Source organism: Shewanella zhuhaiensis, from assembly GCF_022484835.1.
GTDB lineage: Bacteria > Pseudomonadota > Gammaproteobacteria > Enterobacterales > Shewanellaceae > Shewanella > Shewanella khirikhana.
On record NZ_JAKUDL010000010.1, the window covers coordinates 39,076 to 62,327 of the forward strand.

General features: G+C 53.9%; 21 protein-coding genes. 14 read left to right on the forward strand and 7 right to left on the reverse strand.

Annotated elements, in window-relative coordinates:
* The first annotated feature begins 134 nt into the window (after positions 1–134).
* The 3 genes from MJ923_RS19095 to MJ923_RS19105 are packed head-to-tail and all read left to right on the forward strand — an operon-like array spanning position 135 to position 3,983.
* Positions 135–758 (forward strand): paraquat-inducible protein A, encoded by a 624-nt coding sequence (locus tag MJ923_RS19095; RefSeq protein ID WP_240592502.1) that lies wholly within the window; start codon positions 135–137, stop codon positions 756–758.
* Positions 755–1,384, forward strand: coding sequence for a paraquat-inducible protein A (locus tag MJ923_RS19100; protein WP_240592457.1), 630 nt, complete (start codon positions 755–757; stop codon positions 1,382–1,384). The genes MJ923_RS19095 and MJ923_RS19100 overlap by 4 nt, the downstream gene beginning before the upstream one ends.
* Positions 1,371–3,983, forward strand: coding sequence for an MlaD family protein (locus tag MJ923_RS19105; protein WP_240592458.1), 2,613 nt, complete (start codon positions 1,371–1,373; stop codon positions 3,981–3,983). The genes MJ923_RS19100 and MJ923_RS19105 overlap by 14 nt, the downstream gene beginning before the upstream one ends.
* A gap of 325 nt (positions 3,984–4,308) precedes the next feature.
* Here MJ923_RS19105 and MJ923_RS19110 read toward each other — a convergent pair whose 3' ends face one another.
* Positions 4,309–5,910 (reverse strand): mechanosensitive ion channel family protein, encoded by a 1,602-nt coding sequence (locus MJ923_RS19110; protein ID WP_240592459.1) that lies wholly within the window; start codon positions 5,908–5,910, stop codon positions 4,309–4,311.
* Between the two features lie 379 nt (positions 5,911–6,289).
* Here MJ923_RS19110 and MJ923_RS19115 point away from each other — a divergent pair, with 379 nt between their 5' ends.
* Positions 6,290–6,463, forward strand: a complete 174-nt coding sequence (locus tag MJ923_RS19115; RefSeq protein ID WP_126166740.1) for a hypothetical protein — start codon at positions 6,290–6,292, stop codon at positions 6,461–6,463.
* A gap of 77 nt (positions 6,464–6,540) precedes the next feature.
* On the opposite strand, the gene MJ923_RS19120 is transcribed toward MJ923_RS19115, so the two are convergent.
* On the reverse strand, positions 6,541–7,497 hold the full coding sequence (locus MJ923_RS19120; protein WP_240592460.1) for a pyridoxal-phosphate dependent enzyme: 957 nt from the start codon (positions 7,495–7,497) through the stop codon (positions 6,541–6,543).
* Between the two features lie 211 nt (positions 7,498–7,708).
* On the opposite strand from MJ923_RS19120, the gene MJ923_RS19125 reads away from it, so the two are divergent.
* The gene (locus tag MJ923_RS19125) at positions 7,709–8,116 is read left to right on the forward strand and encodes a YccF domain-containing protein (RefSeq protein ID WP_240592461.1); all 408 of its coding nucleotides are present in this window, start codon (positions 7,709–7,711) and stop codon (positions 8,114–8,116) included.
* An 18-nt stretch (positions 8,117–8,134) separates the two neighbouring features.
* Here MJ923_RS19125 and MJ923_RS19130 read toward each other — a convergent pair whose 3' ends face one another.
* Positions 8,135–8,893, reverse strand: a complete 759-nt coding sequence (locus MJ923_RS19130) for a substrate-binding periplasmic protein (RefSeq protein WP_420854497.1) — start codon at positions 8,891–8,893, stop codon at positions 8,135–8,137.
* Positions 8,894–9,188: 295 nt separating this feature from the next.
* Between MJ923_RS19130 and MJ923_RS19135 the strand changes: the two genes are divergently transcribed.
* Positions 9,189–10,208, forward strand: coding sequence for a cytochrome-c peroxidase (locus MJ923_RS19135; protein ID WP_240592462.1), 1,020 nt, complete (start codon positions 9,189–9,191; stop codon positions 10,206–10,208).
* Positions 10,209–10,303: 95 nt separating this feature from the next.
* On the opposite strand, the gene MJ923_RS19140 is transcribed toward MJ923_RS19135, so the two are convergent.
* Complete coding sequence (locus MJ923_RS19140; protein WP_240592463.1) at positions 10,304–10,666, reverse strand: DUF6508 domain-containing protein; 363 nt, start codon at positions 10,664–10,666, stop codon at positions 10,304–10,306.
* 171 nt (positions 10,667–10,837) lie between these two features.
* Between MJ923_RS19140 and MJ923_RS19145 the strand changes: the two genes are divergently transcribed.
* Together MJ923_RS19145 and MJ923_RS19150 are read left to right on the forward strand one after the other, a co-directional pair.
* A complete protein-coding gene (locus tag MJ923_RS19145; protein ID WP_240592464.1) occupies positions 10,838–11,308 on the forward strand; it encodes an EVE domain-containing protein in 471 nt (156 codons plus the stop codon).
* A gap of 33 nt (positions 11,309–11,341) precedes the next feature.
* Positions 11,342–11,701, forward strand: a complete 360-nt coding sequence (locus MJ923_RS19150; protein WP_126166733.1) for a hypothetical protein — start codon at positions 11,342–11,344, stop codon at positions 11,699–11,701.
* 76 nt (positions 11,702–11,777) lie between these two features.
* On the opposite strand, the gene MJ923_RS19155 is transcribed toward MJ923_RS19150, so the two are convergent.
* Together MJ923_RS19155 and MJ923_RS19160 are read right to left on the reverse strand one after the other, a co-directional pair.
* Positions 11,778–12,572, reverse strand: coding sequence for a TIGR00266 family protein (locus MJ923_RS19155; protein WP_126166732.1), 795 nt, complete (start codon positions 12,570–12,572; stop codon positions 11,778–11,780).
* A gap of 106 nt (positions 12,573–12,678) precedes the next feature.
* Complete coding sequence (locus MJ923_RS19160; protein WP_240592465.1) at positions 12,679–13,593, reverse strand: LysR family transcriptional regulator; 915 nt, start codon at positions 13,591–13,593, stop codon at positions 12,679–12,681.
* A 191-nt stretch (positions 13,594–13,784) separates the two neighbouring features.
* Between MJ923_RS19160 and MJ923_RS19165 the strand changes: the two genes are divergently transcribed.
* From MJ923_RS19165 to ggt, 6 genes are all read left to right on the forward strand, one after another.
* Positions 13,785–14,945: a homogentisate 1,2-dioxygenase gene (locus MJ923_RS19165; RefSeq protein WP_126166730.1), complete on the forward strand. Its 1,161-nt coding sequence runs from the start codon at positions 13,785–13,787 to the stop codon at positions 14,943–14,945.
* Positions 14,946–14,989: 44 nt separating this feature from the next.
* Positions 14,990–16,027, forward strand: coding sequence for a 4-hydroxyphenylpyruvate dioxygenase (gene hppD / locus MJ923_RS19170; protein WP_126166729.1), 1,038 nt, complete (start codon positions 14,990–14,992; stop codon positions 16,025–16,027).
* Between the two features lie 642 nt (positions 16,028–16,669).
* Complete coding sequence (locus MJ923_RS19175) at positions 16,670–18,136, forward strand: multiheme c-type cytochrome (RefSeq protein ID WP_240592466.1); 1,467 nt, start codon at positions 16,670–16,672, stop codon at positions 18,134–18,136.
* Between the two features lie 49 nt (positions 18,137–18,185).
* Positions 18,186–18,752: a NapC/NirT family cytochrome c gene (locus MJ923_RS19180; RefSeq protein ID WP_240592467.1), complete on the forward strand. Its 567-nt coding sequence runs from the start codon at positions 18,186–18,188 to the stop codon at positions 18,750–18,752.
* A gap of 204 nt (positions 18,753–18,956) precedes the next feature.
* A complete protein-coding gene (locus MJ923_RS19185; protein ID WP_240592468.1) occupies positions 18,957–19,577 on the forward strand; it encodes a LysE family translocator in 621 nt (206 codons plus the stop codon).
* Between the two features lie 124 nt (positions 19,578–19,701).
* Positions 19,702–21,474 carry a gamma-glutamyltransferase gene (gene ggt, locus MJ923_RS19190; protein ID WP_240592469.1) on the forward strand — a complete coding sequence of 591 codons (1,773 nt, stop codon included), beginning with the start codon at positions 19,702–19,704 and terminating at the stop codon, positions 21,472–21,474.
* A 100-nt stretch (positions 21,475–21,574) separates the two neighbouring features.
* Here ggt and MJ923_RS19195 read toward each other — a convergent pair whose 3' ends face one another.
* Positions 21,575–23,251, reverse strand: coding sequence for a dipeptidase (locus MJ923_RS19195; protein ID WP_276313179.1), 1,677 nt, complete (start codon positions 23,249–23,251; stop codon positions 21,575–21,577).
* Between the last annotated feature and the right edge of the window lies 1 nt (position 23,252).

Sequence of the window (23,252 nt, forward strand, 5' to 3'; positions counted from 1 at the left end):
CAGTTTTTATCCGGAGATGCAAGTATTTAACGGGATCTGATACACTCGTACGCTGAACATTTCTCAATTTGATGGGAAAGCCGCTTTGAATGCGGCATTACGTCGGTAAGCCAACGGATCTGCTACACGCTTATATGCATCATGACGATATCGACAATTCGGTGATCCTCTGCCGCGCCTGCGACCTGGCGGTCCGGCGCCGTGCCCTGCCAAGCGGGGTGCGGGCCCTGTGTCCCCGTTGCCATACGGCCCTGTACGACACGCCATACTGTTCGGTAAATGGCATGCTTGCCCTGTGCCTTTCCGCCCTCGCCCTGTTTGTGCCCGCCAATTTATTCCCTGTGCTCGAACTGCACTTTTTAGGCTCGGTGCGAACTGCCACGGTAATGGAAGGCGCAATGGCCGTGATGGATTTAGGGTATTGGGTGGTTGGTGTCGCTGTCCTGGTCGCAGCCGTCATAGGCCCCGGGCTGCTGCTACTGTCGATTTTAGGCCAAATTTTGCTGGTAAAATCCGGCTTGCAACGCCCCTGGCAAAAACATGCTTATGCCTGGCTTTTACGGCGCCATGGGCTTTTCAGCCAACTGACCATGCTGGAAATCTACGTTATCAGCTTCTTAGTCTCAGCGTTTCAATTGTCTGATTTTTCTGACATTTACTTTGGCGTAGGCACCTTCTGCTTTACCATGCTGTTTCTGGTCACTCTGTTTTTACAGCGGGAGTACAACATTGAGCATATGTGGAGCCATTTAAAATGAGCGTTGGCCACGAAACCACCGGCAAGCAAATCGGCCTGTGTCAGTGCCGGGTTTGCCGTGAAACCAACCCCATCAGCGCCCCCAAGTGCCGCCGCTGCGGCGCCGACAACAGCGCCAGGGACCACACCAGCCTACAAAAAAGTTGGGCGCTGCTGATCACGGCCGCCATTTTGCTTATTCCGGCCAATGTCTACCCCATCACCACCCTGGTTAATCAGGGCCGGGTAACCCACGATACGATTTTCAGTGGCATCAAACATCTGGTGCACTCCGACATGCTGCCCATCGCGATTATCGTGTTTACCGCCAGTATTCTGGTGCCCTGGCTTAAGATTGTCGGCCTGGCAACCTATCTCACCGCCATCAGCTTTGACTTGCCGGTTTCCAAACGCAAACTGATGGCAGGGTTTCATATTATTGAGTGGATTGGACGCTGGTCCATGCTCGACCTTTTTGTGATTTCATTGACGGTGGCACTGGTGAACATGGGGCAATTGCTGGATGCCAAGCCCGCCCCCGCCGCCACCGCATTTGCCCTGGTTATCTTGCTTACCCAGCTTGCCGCCAAGGTATTGGACACTCGTTTACTCTGGGATCGACTGGAAGTTAAAAATGACAAACATTGAAGCCCCAAAGGTGGTAAAGAAGAAGCTCTTTTCGCCGGTCTGGCTCCTTCCCCTCGTAGCCATGGCCCTCGCCGCCTGGCTTGGGATTAAAAGCATTCGCGAGTCGGGGGTGGAGATCCTTATCCATTTCCCCAGCGCCTCCGGTATAGATGTGGGTAAAACCCTGGTTAAATATCAGGGCCTTACCGTAGGTAAAGTGACCGATATCGCCATGGACGAAGATCTGACAGGCGTGAATGTGACCGTGATGATGGACTACCGCTCCGGCCCATACCTGCGCGAAGATACCCAGTTTTGGCTGGTATCCCCCAAGGCATCCATCACAGGGGTGTCGGGGCTGGATGCGCTGTTCTCCGGCAACTATATTGCGGTGCAGCCCGGCAAAGGCGACAGCGCCACCAGCTTTGAAGCCCTGCGTGAAGCGCCGCCACTGGCGCCAGGTAATGAAGGCATTCTGGTGGAGCTGAGCACAGATAAGCTGGGTTCGCTGGATGTCGGTTCAACCTTATATTTTCGTCAAATCCCCGTAGGTAACGTTGTGAGCTACCGCCTCGAAGGCAATCAGCGCATCCTTATCGGCGCCTTTATTCAGCAGCAATATGCCCATCTGGTGAAGAAAGACAGCCGCTTCTGGAATGTCTCTGGCCTTAGCATTGATGCTTCTTTATCGGGTATAAAAGTCGAGAGCGAAAGCCTGGCCTCCCTGCTTGCCGGCGGCATCAGCTTCAGCACCTCGGACAGCGGCGAAAACGCAGCCCACGGCGACAGTTTTGTGCTGCACAGTAGTGAAACCGATGCCCTCGGTGGCACTACCCTCACCTTGCTTGCAGATAACGCCGATGGCCTTGGAGCGGGCACAGCTGTGCTCTATCGCGGCCTGGAAATCGGTAAAGTGGTGAAAACCGAACTCACCGACGCAGGTGTACGCATCAGCGTATTTATCAATCACGATCAGGGCCATCTGCTTGGCAGCGACAGCCGTTTCTGGCGTGAAGGAGCTGACGTCTCCTTGAGTGGCATCAAACACGCTTCGCGACTTATTACAGGTGATGTAATAGCCATGCTGCCCGGTGAAGGTAAGCCACAGGACAGCTATCCGCTGGAAAGCGTTGCACCTGACTTTATGTTTGCTGAAAAGGCGCGCTTTACGGTCAGAAGTGAGCGCAGTGACGCCCAGCAAGGCGCCGAAATTCGCTACCGTAACCTACCCATTGGCCAAATCACGTCAGTGAAACTCGCCGATGACTTTGGATCTGTGGTATATAGCGCCGAAATTCAGCCTGAGTTCAAACGCTTGCTGACTGAAGGCAGCTATCTGGTGCCCGAATCGGCCTTCAGTGTCGACGCCTCCCTGAAAGGGGTAAAACTGGCCGTTGGCGACACCTCTACCCTGCTTAAAGGCGCGCTGCGGCTGATTAAAGGCACAGGCGCAGCCCTTAAAAATGGCGCTGAGCTTGCGCTGTATCCGTCGACCGATGCACTGCAAGCAAGCAAAACCATTGCCGAGCGGCTTGCCGTAACCCTGAGCGCCGCCGAAGCCCATGGGCTAGAGAGTGGCAGCCCTGTTTATTACAAAAAAATGCAGATTGGTGAAGTCACCAAGGTGAGCTGGCAAGCCAGCGACGATGCTTTCAACATTAGCCTTGCCATCGACAAACCCTTTGCCAGCTTGATTGGTGCCAACACCCTCTACTGGAAACACAGTGCCGTGTCAGTGGATGCCAGCCTGAAAGGACTTAAGCTGGACGTGGCTTCCCTGCCAGGCCTCCTCAGTGGCGGCATCGGCCTGTCGCTGGTAAAAGAGGGCAAGGTCACCAGTCCCGGCCACTTGTATGCCAGTGAAGCCCTGGCCCTTGCCGAAGCTTATCCCATAGAGCTGACACTGCCAGCCAGTGCCAGAGTGAGTGCCGGCGCTGCCATTCGTTATCAGGGGCATCAGGTGGGTGAAGTCACCGAGGTGCGTCTTGGCGACAGTTTGGAGGTCCTCAGTGCACATGCGTATCTGTACGGCAAGTATGCCGACAGTTTCACCCGCGCAGATTCGGTGTATGTGGTGCAGGATGCCGAAATTTCACTGCAGGGGATTAAAGCGCCTGAAGCTGTGTTGACCGGCGCATTTATTTCAGTGCATCCGGGTAAGGCCGTAAGCCGCAGCAATAAATTCACTACCAGCGAAATGCTCGACCATTACGCCGCCGTCGCTGCCGATGCGCTGAAACTGACCCTTGAGCGTCCTACGCTGGGTTCAGTAAAAGTTGGCAGCCAGATTTTCTATCGCGGTATTGCCGTTGGCGCCGTGGATGGCTACGCCCTAAGCACAGATGGCAGCAAGGTGGAACTGTACGCCCACATTGATGAGCCCTACCGTCATCTGGTGAACCGCAGCAGCGTGTTCTTTGACTTGTCCGGAGTAAACATTGAGTTTGGGCTCTTCTCGGGCGCCAAGGTACAAACTGGCTCACTGGAAACCATACTCGCTGGCGGTATTGGCCTGGCGACCGAGGTAAAAACCACTGTGCAAAACCGCCTGGCTGACGGCGCCGTGTTCCCACTTTACAGCGAAGCTGACGACAAGTGGCAGGAGTGGACTCCGCGCTGACGGCAACTAAACGGCTCTGTTTAGGCGATTTGCTTAGGAGCCAATACCTAAGAGCAAAGGATAAGTAGTGCAAAGGATAAGTGTCTTAAGCATTACTTTAACTCGCTAAGTGACTCATGCAGCAACAGCTCCAGTAGCCAAAAGCTCAGTAGCCGAGAGTTTGGTTGCGGACAAGTTCGGTAGCAAAGAGTTAGATAGCAAATAGTTCGTTAGCGAAGAGTTAGATAGCAAAGTATAAACCAGCTAATCGACAGCAATAAAAAAGGTCGCCCAAGGCGACCTTTTTTGTCATAACCGACTGCATTTACAATGCGTTTATTATTTTTCAGGGCGCGACCGGCGCCATCGCGGGGACCACTTTGGAGCCGTGCCTGGCAACAATTTCCATAATGCCTAAGTTCAGCTCATGGGCCACCTGTTGATAGGTCGGCAAACTGGTACTGCCCACATAAGCAAACACGTTCACTTCCAAGCCATGCAGACCAAAACCTTTAAAGGTCACCCGTAGCGGCTTTTCATTGATCTTCTCGTGGGCCTCCAGCAAGGCCTTGATATCCTCGGTGATAAGCTTTATCTGCTCGGCACTGGTGTCATAGTCGAGGCGAATATCGGTTTTAAAACGGATTTTTTCGCGCTCGGAGATATTTTCAATCTCCATCTCAGCGAGCTTGGCATTGGGAATATGGATAACCGAGCGGTCCAGGGTTCGAATGCGGGTGCACCTTAAACCTATTTCCTCCACGGTGCCGCGCAGTGAACCAAGCTTACACAGATTCCCCACCTTGAGCGGCGCTGAAGAATACAGGGTCACAGTGCCGATAAAGTTCTCAATCGACTGCTTGGAAGCCAGCGCAATGGCAATGCCGCCAATCCCCATACCGGCAAGGATAGCGCCAACGTTAAAGCCAAGGTGCTGCAGCCATACCAGCAGCGCCAGCATCAACATCAGAATACGTACAAAATTGGTCAACGGCCGCAGCAGAGATGCCGCCTGTTTATTACCATTAGCCACCCAGCGCGCCCGCAGCAGGCTTTGCACCAGCCCAAGCAGCGCCCAAATCAGCCAAACCAGGGTGAGCATCAAAAACAGTCCTGAATCCAGCAGCTCCTTGGTCAGTACCGGCAAGGTGGTTTGCATCAGCGCCAGCTTGTTGACCAGAATTGCCAAAAAGAAGCGCAGTGGCCCGGTAATAATATGGCCAACCTCTTCTTTATGCTGCCAGTTGGTGCGCAGCAGCAACCAGCGGGCAATCCAGGTCACAGGGATCACCAGCAGCAGCGACGCGGTTAAAAAGGCAAGAACAAATGCCCACTCCCACAGGTTAAGCATAAACAGCCGGCCTTCAGGAATGTGGGCGATAAACCACTCAATCCAGGGGCCATAACCGAGCTTTTCATACAGCACCGGGATTTGCGAAACCGTGGCGTTGGAAACCTTCCACACAGCGCCGATGGTGGGGTCTGGCACCCGCTGCAAATAGAGGATGGCATCGTAATCGGCTACCTTAATACGGGCAAACATGTCGCGATAAGAAGGCAGGTTATCGGCGCTGTTGCCCTCGGGGGTGTCGTTGACGGTATCCAGGTCTATCCATAGGTTGCGGTCGATAATCGCCTGCAGATCCCGGGCATATCCGGGAGCCTTGGCCTCGTTCATACCATCAGGCAGAAAGCGCATATCCAGATAGCGGGCGGCCCGCTGATAGTCCTGATCCCAGGCCGATTTCAAAAAGCCCTGCAGGGCACCGCGGGGAGTATCCCGCTCCAGCTCGTCCCGATAGGGGTAGCGCTCATCAACCTCAGCCTCGATTCCGGCCTGCTCGCTGGACTTATCCAGCGCCTGCACCACGGTCAGCGTGCTGTTGGCAAACACCTGGGGCGCGGCAAGCAGCAGCAAAAATAACCAAGACCACCTTGTCCTGTTCATCGGGAAATTCCAGTCTGTGAAATAAACAGACTAAATATTATCACCAACAACGGGTTTTAACATCCTTGTAAGGGCATGTTTTCAATCAGGTTAAGCTGATAAACACTCAGCAATGCCGTATAAAAGTGCCGCGATCACAGAAGTTTCTCAATGCTGTCATGGGACTGTCACTCAAGGCTGCTCAAATGCAAGGCATACCAGCGGACGTATTGTTTTCTCTATTAACACTATCGTTCGCTGCTAACTTGAAATCCATAAAGCAATCCGTTAGTCTCGATGGTCCTCACAACCGTCTTTTGCAAACAATTGCTAAGGATATTTTATAGTTAGATTTGATTCGCCCCATTCAGGCGACATAAACAGATAAGGAGTGTGGCTTATGTCATACAAATTGGATGGCCATGAAATCAGCGTGGCATTCCCGGTAAATTCGATTTCACTCAACAAGACCTCTATCGCCTTCACCGATAAACACGGTAAGAACCGGCGAACCTTCTCAAAGCGCACCGAAGCGCTGAAGTTTATGAAGTGGCTGCTGAGCACCAACAAGTAAACTACCGAAACTGGAACGTCTCAATCCTCTCATTTTTCCGTTCCATTTCACCGATAGCCTGAGCTGGAAATACAATTTCACAGGTATTTTCCGGCCCAGGCCTTATTTTTTTCAAACCACTGCGGATATTTGCGCCTGTACCTGGCCGCCATGGACACATTGCCCCTAAGCCCGCCCTGATGCAAATAAAGCCAGGGCGCACGCTGGTCAGCACACATCGCATCAACCTGCATCAGCGTCTTTAACACCTGCAAGCCAAATGGGTCATATAGCAGTTCAAATTCAGTGCCCTGCGCCAACATCTGCCCCCAGATTTCAAGCTCGCAGAGCTTAAGCCCGGCGTAATGATGCTTGCCGCCAACCACCTGCGGATGCACAGAACTATCAGCAATAAGCTCACTGAACTGGGCACTTAGGTAAGCCTCATCGCCTACAACCGGACAGGTATACACCTTAATTTGAGGCGCAGCTTCGATAAAATATTCACTCAAATACAGTGCGGTGGTGCCAGTGCCTGAAGGGAGAAACACCCGAAACGCATCTATCTGTTGCCCATTAGCCCAGATGCAAAGCTCCTGGCCAAGTTGCCTCACCCCTTCCCTTGCCAAAGCGCAGCGCCCGCCCTCGGGCACATACAGGCACTGCGCACCATCCGGTGCCTTCAGACGCACTGTTTCGATGTAGTCTCTGGCAGACATGCCCTCGACAGGAACCGGCAACACCCTGGCGCCTAAGCCAAGGGCGCCACCATAGTTGCTGCCGGGGCTGGCATCGATGGCCTGGGCGATGTGGCTAACATAAAACTCGAGTTGCCAGCCCCTTTCATGGGCAAGCGCTGCCAGGGAAAACAGCGAGTTGGACTGGGGCGAGCCGTAGCCTATCAGAGTGGTCACAGCGGGGAAGTCGCCAGTTCTGAGCGATGCAAACTTACGCGCCTTGTTGCCACTGAAAGGCTCAGGCAAAAGGTCATCCCGCTTAAGCCACAGCGGGCGTCCAAAAAACGAAATCCGTTCGACCGGGCTTGGGCTGCTCATACACAGATTCTTGACACAGGTTACTGATGGCGCAGTGTACCCTTTCTCAGCTTCTCAGGCAGCTGCAATCCATGGTGAAAATCACCACTTTAAAGTGCGATGGACGACTCTCCCAAATCACAGCCGACATATCCTATTGAATTAAATGAATATAAATTTTGGCCTTGGTTTTGCTTATAAAATATATAACGACGTGTAACAAGGAGACTTTATGGGCGTTTTACGACTCATCTTTAACATCGCCTGGTTTATTCTGGGTGGCTTCGTGATGGGCCTTGCCTGGTGGCTTGCCGGCATTCTGTGCTTTATCAGCATTATCGGTATTCCATTTGGCCGCGCCTGCTTCGTGATTGGAGAACTGGCATTCTGGCCATTTGGACAGGATCATGTTTCCCGCAGAGAGCTGACCGGACTGGAAGATTTTGGCACCGGCCCTATGGGTATGGTCGGCAATATTCTCTGGTTCTTACTGTTTGGCATTTGGCTGGCTATAGGTCACATCACCCATGCGCTGGCGTGCTTTGTCACCATTATAGGTATTCCATTTGGTATTCAGCACCTTAAGCTTGCGCTTTTGAGCCTGACACCCATTGGCCGTACCGTGGTTGCCCGCGCATAAGCGCCCGGGCAGCTAGCGCTAATCCAGTTCTTCCGGCAGATGATCTGCCATTATCTCTGCCACATCAATCCGCTGCAGGCCTTCGTTAAAGATGGCCTGCCAGCGTCTTCCCTCCGGGGTATTCTTGAACGCGACATACAGATTCTTATTGGCCAGCAGCTGGCTGTTGAGCTGTACCTTGTCGGCAAGGGAGCCTAGCTTGGGCTGACGCAGCAAAAAACGCATCACGTACACATCAATCACAGCTGCATCTATTCTGCCCGCCGCCACCTTCTTGATGTTGTATTCATCTGAGGTCACCACCTCGGCTGGCTGCAAATCGTCGGCGATGGCCCTATCCAGCTCCTCTGTATTCACATAATCCTGCACCACCCCAAGTCGGTACGCACGTAAGTCCTTTACCGATACCCAGCTTATGGGGTATTTGCGCTGCTCAACCAAGCCAAGGGGGCTCATACCCATCGGCAAGGAAAACACAAACTCCACGGTGTCGTAGTAATACTCTGGGAAGTAACCCACGTAGGGCGTATTGTTTTGATGGGCCAATTTGACCGCGCGGCTCCAGGGATAAAAATCCACCTCTAACTGATGGCCCATGGCGGCAAAAGCCGCTTTGGCGACGGCGATGGATGCCCCCTCTGCAGGCAGATTCTTACCCGAATAAGGAGGCCAATGCAGTGAAGTGAGGCGAACCGTTTCGGCATACACCCAGCCCTGGCTTGCAATGCAGCCAGCAAGGATCAGCATGGCAAAGGCTAGTCGCCGGGGGGTAAACATGGTGGATGACGCTCAGAAAGCCAGTCTTTGGGTTGAGTATAGCAAGCTTTTTTCCGCCGATTGTGACAGCCAGAGCCCCTTCCTGAACGCTTTTATCGTTTGCAAGCAAAAGGCCTAAATGACAACACCATATTACTGCCAGCATTCGAGCCGAAATAACAGCGAGCAGATCACAGTTCAAGCATCCAAATATACGATAGAGGCAATCGTAATTTATTGTTTTTATTGAAGAGATACTTTCATTTACGCTCATCACAAATACCACAGTAAAAATATGGATATTAAGGAGTGTCATATGAAATTATCGCCCTTGTCCCTCGCGCTGCTCGCCTTACCGCTTTCCCTGTCGGTCGCAGCATCCGCCAGCAATGCCCCCGCTGAAGGCAGTTCACTTATCAGTCCGATTGACCCACCTATTATCAGCGCACCTGAGAAAGTCGAGCTTGGCAAAATGCTCTATTTCGAGCCCAGGTTGTCGATGTCAGGGTTTATTTCCTGCAACTCCTGCCACAACCTGTCCATGGGCGGCGTCGATGCCCTGCCCACCTCCATCGGCCACAACTGGCACCAGGGCCCCATCAATGCCCCAACTGTGCTGAATGCAGAATATGGCCTGGCGCAGTTTTGGGATGGCCGCGCCAAGGATTTAAAAGAGCAGGCTGGCGGCCCTATCGCCAACCCTGGTGAAATGGGCTTTACCCATGAGCTGGCGGTGGATACCGTTGCCTCCATGCCTGAGTACCGCGCCCGCTTCAAGCAGGCCTATGGCGATGACAAGGTTAATATTGACCGCATCACTGACGCCATTGCCGAGTTTGAAAAGACCCTGGTCACCCCCAACAGCCCGTTTGATAACTACCTGCGTGGCGACAAGGACGCCATTGATGCCGATACCAAAGCAGGCTATGCGCTGTTCCAGAGCAAAGGCTGCATCAGTTGCCACCAGGGCCCTGCGGTTGGTGGCACCATGTATATGAAGATGGGGCTAATCAAGCCATTCCACACCAATAACCCGGCAGAAGGGCGCAAGGCGGTCACCGGCAAAGATACCGATAAGCACGTATTCAAGGTGCCTACACTGCGTAATATCGAGCTTACCTACCCCTACTTCCATGACGGCAGTGTCTGGACCTTGGAGGAAGCCGTGAACACCATGGCCGATATTCAGCTTGGGCAGGCACTCAGCAAGGACGAAACCCGCCAGATGGTTGCCTTCCTGCGCGCTCTGACCGGTGAGCAGCCAAAAATTGAGATGCCCATTCTGCCGCCAAGTAACAACGCCACCCCGCGCCCGCTGCCGTTCGTTGCCGAATAAAGGTTTGCGAGAAAGCGATTGTCTGACTTGTCAGGCGAATCGCCCAAAAGCGGCGAAGCCGGTCGGCTTTGCCAACATCTTTAAGCGCGAAGCGTTCAGGCGTGGGCCGACTCAAGCTGCCACAGGGCATCCAAACGCGCCATCAGGGCACAGAGTACTCCCTGGCGGCGCAGATTTTCCACAACGCCGGGGCTGAATCGCTCAAGCCTCAGCATGGCGCTCAAAATCACCCGGCAGTCGTGCAAGCTCGCCGTTTCCAGGTAGGTCGGGTTGTCGACCAGATGAGTGCGCTCGTACCAGTCTTTCCAGTCAAACCCCACCAGCTCAAGGGAAGAAGCCCGCAGGGCCGACAGAAAGGCGCTGGCATCGCCGCCGGACAGTTCGTGTTCTCCAGCCGCCAGCCAGGATAGAAAAGGTCGATACAGACCAAAACCATTGCTGTTGAATTCGAGTCTCATACATACCTCCGGTCAACAGTGTTATCCGCTCAATCTAAAGCAGGCATAATTCGTACCAGCGCCAGCATCGGCTAAAAGGACTGAACATTGGCTGAACGGAACAAAAAACCTTGCCGTTGCCCAAAGCCGCCGTAAACTGGGAGCTTAAGTAAAAAAGCGACGAGATTTTTGATGAATTATTGGCTGATGAAGTCCGAACCCGATGAGTTCAGCATCGATGATTTGGCTGCCAGACCGAATCAAACCGAAGGCTGGAATGGCATTCGCAACTATCAGGCCCGCAACTTTATGCGAGATGCAATGCAAATTGGCGACAGGGTATTTTTCTACCACTCCAGCTGCAAGGTGCCGGCGGTGGTCGGCATTGCCGAAGTCGCCGGAGAAACCTATCCCGATGCCAGCGCCTGGGATCCCGAGTCGCCCTATTACGACCCCAAATCCACACCAGAGTCGCCCCGCTGGCTGCAGCGGGATATTCGCTTTATCAAGCGCTTTGCCAAACCCGTTACCTTAAGCGCCATTAAGGCCCACCCGGCGCTTACCGATATGCTGTTGGTACAAAAAGGGTCGCGGCTGAGCATACAGCCTGTGGATGAGGTTCACTGGCAGCTAATCCACCAGATGGCTGGTGAATCCCTTTAATCAGTCCCTCAATTGAGGTTCAGGAGAGTCCCGATGAAAAACAAATGGATGTTTTTGATGCTGGCGACAGCACTCAGCACAGGTGCGATGGCCAAAAATGACAAGGACCATAAAGAGCACAAGGATCATAAAGATAAGTCCTACAATGAGTACCGCTCAGATGGAAAGGACTTGCCTCCCGGCCTGCAAAAGAAGGTTGCCAAGGGCGAGCCACTGCCTCCCGGTTGGCAGAAAAAGTATAGCCGCGGCGATATTCTGGATCTGGACATCTATGACCGTGGCGTGCGGGTTGGCCCAATCGGTATCGATGGCGCCGTGACCATCCGTATCGACGATTCGCTGTTTAAGATCCACGATAAAACCCGCAAAATTATAGATATTATCAACGAGTAATATCGATAGCTTGCCTATCACACCAAGGTAAAAAGGGAGCCATCCGGCTCCCTTTATATATCTGCGCTCCAGGGTATCAATCACCATCCAGCATGCGGCCAAGACCGCCAAGCACCGAACCCTCACCACGGCTCGAACCACCAGCCGAGGGCGCATGGGCAATAATACGGTCGGCCATGCGCGAGAACGGCAGACTTTGCAGCCATACGGTGCCATGGCCTTGCAGTGTGGCCAGAAACAGCCCTTCACCGCCAAACACCATGGATTTAAGCGAGCCTGCGCGCTGAATGTCGTAATCAATGCCGGGGGTAAAGCCAACCAAACAGCCGGTATCCACCCGCAGTGTCTCGCCCCTGAGTTCCTTCTTGATAAGGGTGCCTCCGGCGTGCACAAAGGCCATGCCATCGCCCTTGAGCTTTTGCATGATAAAGCCTTCACCACCAAAGAAACCGGTACCCAGGCGCTTGTTAAAGGTCATGGTGATTTGCGTTCCCAAGGCTGCTGCCAGAAAGCTGTCTTTTTGCAGAATAAGCTCGCCGCCAAGCTCGGCCATATCCAGTGCCAGCAAGGTACCGGGATATGGCGCTGAAAACGCCACCCGACGCTTGCCATGACCCTGGTTGGTAAAGTGGGTCATAAACAGGCTCTCGCCAGTGAGCATACGCTTGCCCGCGCCCATCAGGGCACCGAAAAAGCCGGACTCAGGCTGCGAACCATCGCCCATGCGGGCTTCAAACTGAATGCCCTCTTCCATGTAGGTCATAGCGCCCGCTTCGGCAATCACGGTTTCACCGGGATCCAGCTCCACTTCCACCAGCTGCATGCTTTCGCCGCGAATTTCATAGTCCACTTCGTGACAACGTCTCATCATCCTTTTCCCCATATGACGTTTGACTGATGTGGCTCACCATACGACATAATATGTCACCTGTCAGCGAGGAAATGTAAATAACTGTGTATGCAGCCTTTGCAATCTGTTAACCCAGGCCTTCGGGGATCCCCATGGGCTCCTTGGCAAACTCTTCCAAAATCAACTCGGTAAACAGCCGGCCGGCACGGCCCAGAGGGCGCTCCAGGGTCGACACCAACTGCGGCACGAAGGTGTAACGGCTGCCGCCAACAAAATCAATTTCAGTAAGCAGACCCGCTTTAAGCTCATCGCGCACCAAAAAGTCTGGCATCCAACCAAAACCAAGCCCCTTCAGCAGCGCGTTCTTTTTCATAATAAAACCAGAAAGATAAAAGACTTTATCGCCACCAAACTGCAGCTCGTCACGGTAGGTTTTGGCTGGCGATGAGTCTTCGATGGTCAGCTCTACGTGTTGCTGCAGCTCGGTGAGGGTAAGGGCTTTACGGCCCGCCAGCGGGTGATGGGGCGCCGTCAGCAACACGCTGGTGATCGCCGGCAGGGGTTTGGCGTAATAATAGGGGCCGGTGCGATAGTCTTTTACCAGCATCAAGTCGGCATTGTCGCGCTCAAATCTGTGCTGCACCCCGCCAAGGAACTCCATATTAAGCTGAATTTTGGTGGGAATTTGATGCTCGGCCATGCGCTTGAGCGCGGTCATAATCGGCTCCATCGGCAAGGCGCCATCGATTACCAGTTCAAGCTTGGGCTCCCAACCCTCACTGAAACGGCTCGCCAGATGCTCAATATTGGCAAGATGCGATAACAGCCGTTGCCCCTCGGCCAAAATCACCCGCCCCTCGGCGGTGAGCTCTGCGCGGTATTGCTCCCGGGATAACAGGCTAACCCCGAGATGCTGCTCAAGCTTTTTAATCTGGTAACTCACCGCCGACTGGGCCTTGTGCAGCCGCTCTGCCGCCTTGGCAAAGCTGCCCTCTTCCACCAGTACTTCCAATACCTTAAAGGCATCCACATCGATGCGCATCGGCCCTCTCCCGGGTCAGACAATGAACAAAAGCGTAACGCCAAATTTACCATCTAATTTTTAGATGGTGATTACCGATTAATTATTCTTTTTTTTGCACAAGTCGGCAACTAAATTGATACCCAGATCACATATAGCGCCAATTCGGCGGGTAAATGGGCCACTGCGAGCCCAACAGAGGATAAAAACAAATGCCATTTTATGTGAAGCAAGGTCAGATCCCGCACAAGCGCCATATCGCGTTTGCCAAGGAAAATGGAGAGCTTTACCGCGAAGAGCTGTTCTCTACCCACGGGTTTTCGAACATCTATTCCAACAAGTACCACCACAATATGCCCACCAAGGCGCTGGAAGTGGCCCCCATGTCACTGACCCACGGCGATACCTGGGTCGATTCGCTGGTACAGAACTATAAGCTGGACTCACGTCTGGCCGATGGTGAAGGCAATTTCTTCTCTGCCCGCAACAAGATTTTCTTTAACTCAGACGTGGCGCTCTACACCGCCAAGGTAACTGCTGACACGGATGAGTTTTACCGCAACGCCTATGCCGATGAAGTGGTGTTTGTCCATGAAGGCGACGGTGTGCTGCTGTCGGAATATGGCGAGCTTGAAGTGAAAAAGTGGGACTATCTGGTTATCCCGCGCGGCACTACTTATCAGCTCAAGTTCAACGATTACAGCAATGTACGCCTGTTCGTGATTGAATCTTTCACCATGGTGGAGATCCCTAAGCATTTCCGTAACGAATACGGTCAGCTGCTGGAATCTGCCCCTTACTGCGAGCGCGATATCCGCGTGCCCGAGCTAAAAGACGCCGTGGTTGAGCGCGGAAACTTCCCGCTGGTGTGTAAGTTTGGCGATAAGTATCAGCTGACTCAGCTCGAATGGCATCCCTTTGATTTGGTGGGCTGGGACGGTTTTGTCTATCCCTGGGCCTTCAACATCACCGAATACGCGCCCAAGGTGGGCAAAATCCACCTGCCGCCGTCGGATCACCTGCTGTTTGTGGCCAGAAACTTCGTTATCTGCAACTTTGTACCGCGCCCCTATGATTTCCACCCGCAGGCTATCCCGGCCCCGTACTACCATAACAACATCGACAGCGACGAAGTGCTCTATTACGTCGACGGTGATTTTATGAGCCGCACCGGCATTGAAGCCGGTTACATCACCCTGCACCAGAAAGGCGTGGCCCACGGCCCGCAGCCTGGCCGCACCGAGGCGTCCATCGGTAAGAAGGACACCTACGAGTACGCCGTGATGGTAGACACCTTTGCGCCACTGCAGCTAACCGAACACGTGAAAAACTGCATGGCACCCGATTACAACCGCTCCTGGCTCGAAGACTAATCAGAACAATTCCAGGCAGCATTCCATTGAAAGAGGACAAGACAATGGCAAGCGAAACCAATCCACTGGGCCTGCTCGGCATCGAATTTACCGAGTTTGCAACGCCCGATAACGATTTCATGCACAAGGTGTTTCTGGACTTTGGTTTTTCCATGCTGAAAAAGCACAAGGAAAAGGACATCTACTATTACCAGCAAAACGACATCAACTTTTTGATGAACCGCGACCGCGCCGGTTTCTCGGCCGGTTTTGCCAAGTCTCACGGCCCGGCCATCACCTCTATGGGCTGGCGCGTGGAAGATGCCGAGTACGCTTACAAGCACGCGGTTGAGCGTGGCGCCAAGGCCGCCCCGGATGAAGTGAAAGACCTGCCCTACCCAGCCATTTACGGCATTGGTGACAGCCTGATTTACTTCATCGACCGTTTCGGTGATGACAACATCTACGCCACCGACTTTGTAGACCTGGATGAGCCTGTGATTGTGCAGGAAAAAGGCTTTATGGAAGTCGACCACCTGACCAACAACGTCTACAAGGGCACCATGGAGCAGTGGTCAAACTTCTATAAAGACGTGTTTGGCTTTACCGAAGTGCGCTACTTCGACATCAAGGGCTCGCAGACTGCACTGATCTCTTACGCGCTGCGTTCACCCGACGGCAGCTTCTGCATCCCCATCAACGAAGGTAAAGGCGACGATCGTAACCAGATTGACGAATACCTGCGTGAATACAATGGCCCAGGCGTTCAGCACCTGGCGTTCCGCAGCCGCGATATCGTGGCCTCGCTGGATGCAATGGAAGGCTCGTCCATTGCGACACTGGACATTATTCCTGAATACTACGACACCATCTTCGAAAAACTGCCCCAGGTCACTGAAGACCGTGAACGCATCAAGCATCACCAAATTCTGGTAGACGGCGATGAGTCTGGCTATTTGCTGCAGATTTTCACCAAGAACCTGTTTGGTCCTATCTTTATCGAAATCATCCAGCGTAAGAATAACCTGGGCTTCGGTGAAGGTAACTTTAAAGCGCTGTTCGAGTCTATCGAGCGCGATCAGGTCCGCCGCGGCGTGCTCTAAGCCCCGCAGGCTAACCCCTGCCGACGGCAGTTAATACTGCTGAGGTGAAAACCGTCGCATCTGCGGCGGTTTTTTGTTTCTCTGCTGCCGTATTCTTTGCCACCTTTATCTGTGCCACCTTTATCTGTGCCGCCATGTCCTGTGTCGCCATTGGTTGATGGCGCTTGTTCAGCTCTGGTCTGCTCAATTAAGACCTGGTCTGCTCATTTAGCTCAGTGCTGTTAAGCTCTTTCAGCTCCGCCCTATTCAGTTCCACTCTGATGAGGGCACGGCTTTTCTTGATTAATTCGCGCCTTTTGCCAAAAAGCCACCCACAACTTTTACTCAACTTTTTTGCTTAACAAGCATTATCTTAGCCAACTTTAGGCAAATCCTTTCTGCACAGACCATGTCGCCTGACATCACAGTGCAGGCCAATACCAACGCTGGCTCAAAGTTTTCCGCATTCCATGCTAATGCGCATAAATAATCACCCTTTTGTGATCGCGCTCACCCCCTCATCCAGTCCGCATTGATTTAAATCAAGATGCAATTTTTTTGCAGGTTTACATTGTCAACATTGCTGCCACACAGAGTTAGCAATGTATTAGCAAGATATAAATAAAACAGTGAGTTAACAGGAATGCATTTGAGGAACTGTATATGGATTATTCGCGAAACCTGCGACGGTGCCTGTCGCTGCTCCTGCCGGCGATAGCCGCGCTAAGCCTCAGTCTGTCCCCCGCCAGTCAGGCCGAACCCAAGGCGCTGGTGCTCAAACCCTTCAAAACCCTCAGTGACGAAAGCGCCCAGTGCGCAGGATGTCACAAAGAAAAGAACCCTTCCCTTTATGCCCAGTGGGGCCGCTCCAAACACTACGGCGCCAATGTTGGCTGCTACGAGTGCCACAAAGCAGACCCAACGGATAAAGATGCCATCAAGCACGAAGGCTTCAGCATTGCGGTGATTGTGTCCCCCAAAGACTGCAGCCAGTGTCACAACCAGGAAGTGGAAGAGTTCACCAAGAGCCACCACGCCGACGCAGGTAAAATCATGGGCTCACTGGACAACTTCCTTGCCGAAGTGGTTGAAGGCGCCATGACCTTCAACGGTAAGTCCCCTGCGGCAGTCAATGGCTGCTGGCAATGCCACGGTTCCGAAGTTAAGGTGCTGGAAAACGGCGATCTGGATCCTACCACCTGGCCCAACACAGGTATTGGCCGGATTAACCCCGATGGCTCCATCGGCGCCTGCAGTGCCTGCCACCAGCGTCACGAGTTCTCCATGGTACAGGCCCGTCGTCCCGAGGCCTGCGGCAAATGCCACCTTGGCCCGGATCATCCGCAAAAAGAAGTCTATGACGAGTCCAAGCACGGTATTAACTTCTATGCCAACGTCGATAGGATGAACCTCGAATCCGCCAAATGGATCGTGGGTGAAGACTACGACGCCGCGCCTACCTGTGCCACCTGCCATATGTCTGCCACCCGCGAGCAGCCGGTTACCCACGATGTGGGCGATAGGATCAGCTGGACCTTGCGCCCTGCAGTGTCTGAAAAGGTCGATGCCGCCGCCAAAGCCAAGGGCAAACAGGTTAAGCCATGGGAAGAGCGCCGCCAGGACATGATGGATGTGTGCCAGGCCTGCCACACCAAGTCGATGGTCGACAGCTTCTATCAGCAGTTTGACTCGCTGGTGAACCTGTATAACGACAAGTTTGCCTCTCCCGGTAAGAAGCTGATGGCCACGCTCAAGGCCGAAGGCATGCTCACTGACACAGGTTTCGATGAAGAAATCGAGTGGACCTGGTTCTACCTGTGGCATCACGAAGGTCGCCGCGCCCGTCACGGCGCCGCCATGCAGGCACCGGACTACGCCCAGTGGCACGGCATGTTTGAAGTGGCTGAGCGTTTCTATGTTGAAATGGTGCCTCAGTACCTCGAAGTTGTCGAAAAGGCCGAACACGCCGGCAATAAGGAAGGCGCCGAGCGTGCCCGCAAGGTGCTGGATGAGATCCTGTCACGCCCTGAACACGCCTGGTTTACCGGCAATGAACCGGAAGAGCTGAAGAAAGCCCGTCTCGAGGCCCAAAAAGCCTTTAAAGCCCGTTATTTGGGCGAGAGTAAATAAGGCCTGAAGGGGCGGCAGCCCGCCCCTTCTTCACAGGGAGGATTTCCTCGTGAGTGAACAGGGAAAACCCACTCGGGTGCAGCGCCTGTGGCGCTGGTTGAGACGACCGCTGGCATTGGGAGTCCCCATCGGGGTCTTCGTGCTGGTCGCGGCGGGGGCATCATTTCAGGGAATGATGGTGCTGTCCAACCGCAACGAGTTCTGTTTCAGCTGTCACCTGAAAATGGACACCATAGTCCAGGAATACCAGGCCTCTGCCCATTACGGCGACGGCCAAACCATTCCCGCCACCTGTGCCGACTGCCATGTGCCGCACACCTTTATCGACAAAATGAAGGTGAAAATCGTGGCCACCAAGGACATCTACCACATGGTGGTGGGTACAGTAACCAAGGAGAACTTTGAATCACTGCGTCCGGCCATGGCTGAGAGTGTTTGGGAAACCTTTAAAAACAATGATTCCCAGAGCTGCCGTCATTGCCATCAGGGCGACAATTTCGATTTGGCCAAACAGCCTCAGCGTGCGCGGCTCAATCATGAGCGAATTGCCGAGCGCGGTGAAACCTGTGTCGATTGTCATCAGGGACTGACCCACAAGCGCATAGTCTCCAGATGAAAAAAGAAAAAGGAACCTTTACAACACATTGAAATAATACAATTAACCATCAATCATACGATATACCATACACCTCCACACTCCACCCAAGGTCGCCATTCGGCGGCCTTTTATTTTGGTCCACAGCGCCCCTTGTTCTTCGCGCCGCGGATGATTTACACTGCTCAGTCCTTCGTACTTTGCTGAATATAGAATCGATAAAAAATGCCTGATTTCGCGCTGCTTGCGGTGTTTATCCCCACCTTTTTATTTGTCTCCATCACCCCGGGTATGTGTATGACCCTGGCCATGACCCTTGGCATGAGCATTGGCGTGCGTAAAAGCCTGTGGATGATGGCGGGGGAGCTGGTCGGCGTAGGGCTGGTGGCATTGGCGGCAGTGCTGGGCGTGGCCGCTATCATGCTGAACTATCCGCAAGTTTTTGCCACGCTAAAGTACGTTGGCGGCGCTTATCTGGTGTACCTTGGCATTAATCTGTGGCGCTCCCGCGGCAAATTTGCCTTAAGCAGTGAGCCCGGCCCGAGCCCACGTCCGATGGCGCTTATCAGTCAGGGATTTTTGACCGCTGTTGCCAATCCCAAAGGCTGGGCCTTTATGGTATCGCTGCTGCCGCCCTTTATTAATGTGGAGCGCCCAATGGCGCCGCAGTTGATGGCCCTGCTGTCTATTATTCTTATCACGGAATTCAGCTGTTTGCTGCTGTACGCAGGTGGCGGCAAGAGCCTCAAGGCACTGTTAAGCCGTGGCGACAACTTAACATTACTTAACCGTATAGCCGGTAGTTTAATGGTTTTTGTAGGTCTTTGGCTTGCCTTTGGCGGATAAGGGGCAAGGCTGTACTTGAGGTAAAACCGGTAAAAGCATTGCAAAGCAAACGCCAAGCATGCACAGTGACCACTTTATAAAATGTAAAAAATACACAACAAAAATACGTTCTGGGGGAACCATCATGAATTCACGGCCCGGTGCCTTTACCCTAAAGGGGCTGACACTCGCCCTTGCCATCGCCCTGCCCTTTGGCGCCACTTTCACGGCCGAAGCCAAACTGCCAACCAAGCCTTTGCAGGATGACAGCGCCATTTTCAGTGAAATGGCCACGGCCCAACCGATTTTCGGCAAATACGGCATGGTCTCAAGCCAGGAAGCGCTGGCCACCCGCATCGGCGTGGATATTCTCAAAAAAGGTGGCAACGCCGTGGATGCCGCCGTGGCCGTGGGCTTTGCGCTGGCCGTGACTCTGCCCCGCGCCGGTAATCTCGGCGGCGGCGGTTTTATGCTGGTGCATTTGGCCAAAGACAACAAAACCATTGCCATCGACTATCGTGAAACTGCCCCCAAATCTTCAAAGCGCGACATGTTCCTCGATGAAGCCGGTAACGCGGTGGATGAACTCAGTCGCAGTCACGGTCTTGCCGTAGGCGTACCCGGCACAGTGATGGGGATGGAACTGGCGCTGGAAAAATACGGCACCATGACCCTGTCCGAGGTGATAGCGCCAGCAATTTTGCTTGCCGAAGATGGGGTAGAAGTCACCGCTGAGCTGGCAAGCTCACTCGCCGGGCTGCATGGCTGGATAGCCAAGTGGCCGACGTCAGCCGAGATTTTTTACCCCAATGAAGGGCAAAACCTCACCGTGGGCCAGCGCCTGGTGCAAAAAGATCTGGCCGAAAGCCTGCGCCGCGTCAGCAAGGCTGGCAGCAAGGGTTTTTATGAAGGCGAAACCGCCGAAAAACTGGTAGCCGCCGTTCAGGAAGCCGGTGGCATCATGACGCTGGACGACCTCAAATCCTATAAAGTGATGGAGCGTGAGCCAGTTCGCGGCAGCTATCGCGGCCTTGAAGTGGTCTCCATGCCACCACCAAGCTCCGGCGGCATTCACATCATTCAAATGCTCAATGTGCTCGAGCACTTTCCCATGGGCGAGCTTGGCCACAACAGCGCCCAAAGCATTCACTTTATGGCCGAAACCATGAAGCGTGCCTACGCCGACCGCAGTGAGTATCTGGGCGACCCGGACTTTGTGACCGTGCCGGTGAAGGCGCTGACCAGCAAAGCCTATGGCGATGCCATAGCCAAGACTATCGCCGCCAACAAGGCGACCCCTTCCGATGACATCAAGCCCGGTAAGCTGGCGCCCTATGAGAGCGATCAGACCACCCACTATTCGGTGGTCGACAAGTGGGGTAATGCGGTGTCCAACACCTATACCCTCAACTTCAGCTACGGCTCCGGCATGGTGGCCAAGGGCACCGGCATCCTGCTCAATAACGAAATGGACGACTTTGCCGCCAAACCCGGCAGCCCCAATGGTTACGGCCTGCTCGGCGGTGATGCCAATGCGGTGGAGCCGCAAAAACGGCCACTGTCATCCATGAGCCCCACCATAGTGATGAAAGACGGCAAGCCCTTTATCGTTACCGGCAGCCCCGGCGGCTCGCGCATCATCAATACCGTGCTGCAAATCATCATGAACGTGGTTGATTACGATTTGAACATTGCCGAGGCCAGCATTGCCCCCCGGGTTCATCACCAGTGGTATCCCGATGAAATCCGCACCGAGCGCAGCCTGAACCTGGATACCCGCCGTCTGCTGGAGTCCATGGGCCACAAGGTGAAGGTGAAACACGCCATGGGGTCGACCCAGTCGATAGTGGTCACTGAGGACGGTATTTATGGCGCCTCGGATCCGCGCCAAAGTGCCAGTGAAACCCTGGGTTACTGACGGGCGATAAAACACGCTTGCCAAAGCGCGTTGATGCGCACCTAGAGTAAAAAAGCGCCTTAAAGGCGCTTTTTTGTTTCCTGAAACCCGGCGGGCTGCATTAGTCTCGCATCGCCAACTCCACCAGCGCGGCTGTGTACATTTCCAGGTTCAGCTTAAGCTGCGCCCTGGTGATAAATTCATTTTCGCTGTGGCCCGTGTATTCCACGCCGGGCATGGCCGGACCAAAACTTAAGGCATTGGGGAACAACTTGGCATTGGTCGAGCCGCCAATGGCAATGGGTTTGGGGTCAGCAGTGTGGGTGTAATGGCCATACACGCCAAGCAGGGTCTCAAGATGGGGCGCATCCTTAACCAACATGGGCGTGCCCCAGTAAGTTTCTATATCAGCCACCTGAGTGCCTCCGGCGTCCTGCCAGGCATGAATGGCCTCCATGGCAAGCTTATCCAGCTCGTCGGGGCTACGTCCCACGGGGCGGCGCAGATTGAGAGTCACTTCGGCGCCCGCTTTTGTTTCAGTAATAAGGGTCGGTGCCAGAGTCATCGGCCCCATAAACTCATCGCTGTAGCCAAGCTTGCCAAATTTGTCGCCATAAAGGCCGGTACCCACCAGCGAATGTAAAAAATCCACCGTGGAAGCGGCAGTCGTCATGGGCCAGTCAGGAATGCTGCCATCGGCGCTGGGCGACAAAAGCTCAGCCAGATAGGCCACCGCATTGATACCGTCCTCCGGCGTGGATGAATGCGCCGCCTTGCCTGTGGCCAGAATTGCCAGTCCCAGAGGCTCATCGATAAAGTCCGTTTTGACGGGCAAGGTCTCGGCGCGGGCTTTGAGGGCAGTCACCAGCGCGGGATTGGGGTTTTGAATCACCGCCCTGGCCTGCTGCGGAATTTGGCTGGCAAAACTGCCACCGCTGAAGTGGGTTAACACCGGCGTATCGGCGGCAACTTTCGCCATCACCCGGGGCAAGCTCAGCTTGATTTGGCTCCAGCCCTTCTCGCCCGTCACCACCGGGTATTCAGCATCCAGGGTAATGTTGATATCGGCGCTCTGGTAGGTTTCTAAAAAGGCTTTCAAGGGATCCCAGTCCGACTCTTCCGCCATGTAAACCAGCAGCTCAATGCGTCGCTTAATGGGAATGCCACTGTCTTTTATCGCCTTCATCGCGTAAAGCGCGGTGGCAATCGGTCCCTTGTCATCCTCGGCGCCGCGGCCAACGAGTTTGCCATCGGCGGTTTCCGTCAGTTCATAGGGGCTTTGGGGCCACAGGCTGGGGTCGGCGGGCTGCACATCGCCATGGGTAATAACCCCGACCTTTTTGGTACTGGCAGAAGCGTCCTTTGGCGACAGGCTTATCAGCATCACATAGCCGCTGTCTTCTACGTCAAGCCCCAGCATCCGGGCTTTTACCCCAAGCGCACGCTTAAAGTCGGCAAACACAGGGTCGGTCTCCGGCGTCAGCCCCTCACGGGCGCGGGTGTCGTAGCTGACAAGGGTTTTCAGGGTATCAATTTGGGCCTGCTGAAAATGTGCCGCCGCGTACCCGGCGACTTTTTGCGCCTCGGCGGAAGGCACTGGCGCAGCAGTCTGGGTGGCCGAGCCGGACGTGGCAATCAATAGCGGAATAAGGGCAGACAGGCAGCGCAGGCTAAAACGGGTGGCTGTTATTTTTTTCATGTTCGTTATCGACGTTGGTTGTTTTAAATTTTTGGTTTTAGATTTTTGGTTTTTTGCTTTTCTGTTTTGATTTTTTGGATTGGCGCTTTCTAGGTTCAAC

Coding starts and splice junctions, on each gene's coding strand:
- MJ923_RS19095 (WP_240592502.1), top strand. CDS start 135: ATGCATCATGACGATATCGACAATTCGGTGATCCTCTGCCGCGCCTGC.
- MJ923_RS19100 (WP_240592457.1), top strand. CDS start 755: ATGAGCGTTGGCCACGAAACCACCGGCAAGCAAATCGGCCTGTGTCAG.
- MJ923_RS19105 (WP_240592458.1), top strand. CDS start 1,371: ATGACAAACATTGAAGCCCCAAAGGTGGTAAAGAAGAAGCTCTTTTCG.
- MJ923_RS19110 (WP_240592459.1), bottom strand. CDS start 5,910: ATGAACAGGACAAGGTGGTCTTGGTTATTTTTGCTGCTGCTTGCCGCG.
- MJ923_RS19115 (WP_126166740.1), top strand. CDS start 6,290: ATGTCATACAAATTGGATGGCCATGAAATCAGCGTGGCATTCCCGGTA.
- MJ923_RS19120 (WP_240592460.1), bottom strand. CDS start 7,497: ATGAGCAGCCCAAGCCCGGTCGAACGGATTTCGTTTTTTGGACGCCCG.
- MJ923_RS19125 (WP_240592461.1), top strand. CDS start 7,709: ATGGGCGTTTTACGACTCATCTTTAACATCGCCTGGTTTATTCTGGGT.
- MJ923_RS19130 (WP_420854497.1), bottom strand. CDS start 8,893: ATGTTTACCCCCCGGCGACTAGCCTTTGCCATGCTGATCCTTGCTGGC.
- MJ923_RS19135 (WP_240592462.1), top strand. CDS start 9,189: ATGAAATTATCGCCCTTGTCCCTCGCGCTGCTCGCCTTACCGCTTTCC.
- MJ923_RS19140 (WP_240592463.1), bottom strand. CDS start 10,666: ATGAGACTCGAATTCAACAGCAATGGTTTTGGTCTGTATCGACCTTTT.
- MJ923_RS19145 (WP_240592464.1), top strand. CDS start 10,838: ATGAATTATTGGCTGATGAAGTCCGAACCCGATGAGTTCAGCATCGAT.
- MJ923_RS19150 (WP_126166733.1), top strand. CDS start 11,342: ATGAAAAACAAATGGATGTTTTTGATGCTGGCGACAGCACTCAGCACA.
- MJ923_RS19155 (WP_126166732.1), bottom strand. CDS start 12,572: ATGATGAGACGTTGTCACGAAGTGGACTATGAAATTCGCGGCGAAAGC.
- MJ923_RS19160 (WP_240592465.1), bottom strand. CDS start 13,593: ATGCGCATCGATGTGGATGCCTTTAAGGTATTGGAAGTACTGGTGGAA.
- MJ923_RS19165 (WP_126166730.1), top strand. CDS start 13,785: ATGCCATTTTATGTGAAGCAAGGTCAGATCCCGCACAAGCGCCATATC.
- hppD (WP_126166729.1), top strand. CDS start 14,990: ATGGCAAGCGAAACCAATCCACTGGGCCTGCTCGGCATCGAATTTACC.
- MJ923_RS19175 (WP_240592466.1), top strand. CDS start 16,670: ATGGATTATTCGCGAAACCTGCGACGGTGCCTGTCGCTGCTCCTGCCG.
- MJ923_RS19185 (WP_240592468.1), top strand. CDS start 18,957: ATGCCTGATTTCGCGCTGCTTGCGGTGTTTATCCCCACCTTTTTATTT.
- ggt (WP_240592469.1), top strand. CDS start 19,702: ATGAATTCACGGCCCGGTGCCTTTACCCTAAAGGGGCTGACACTCGCC.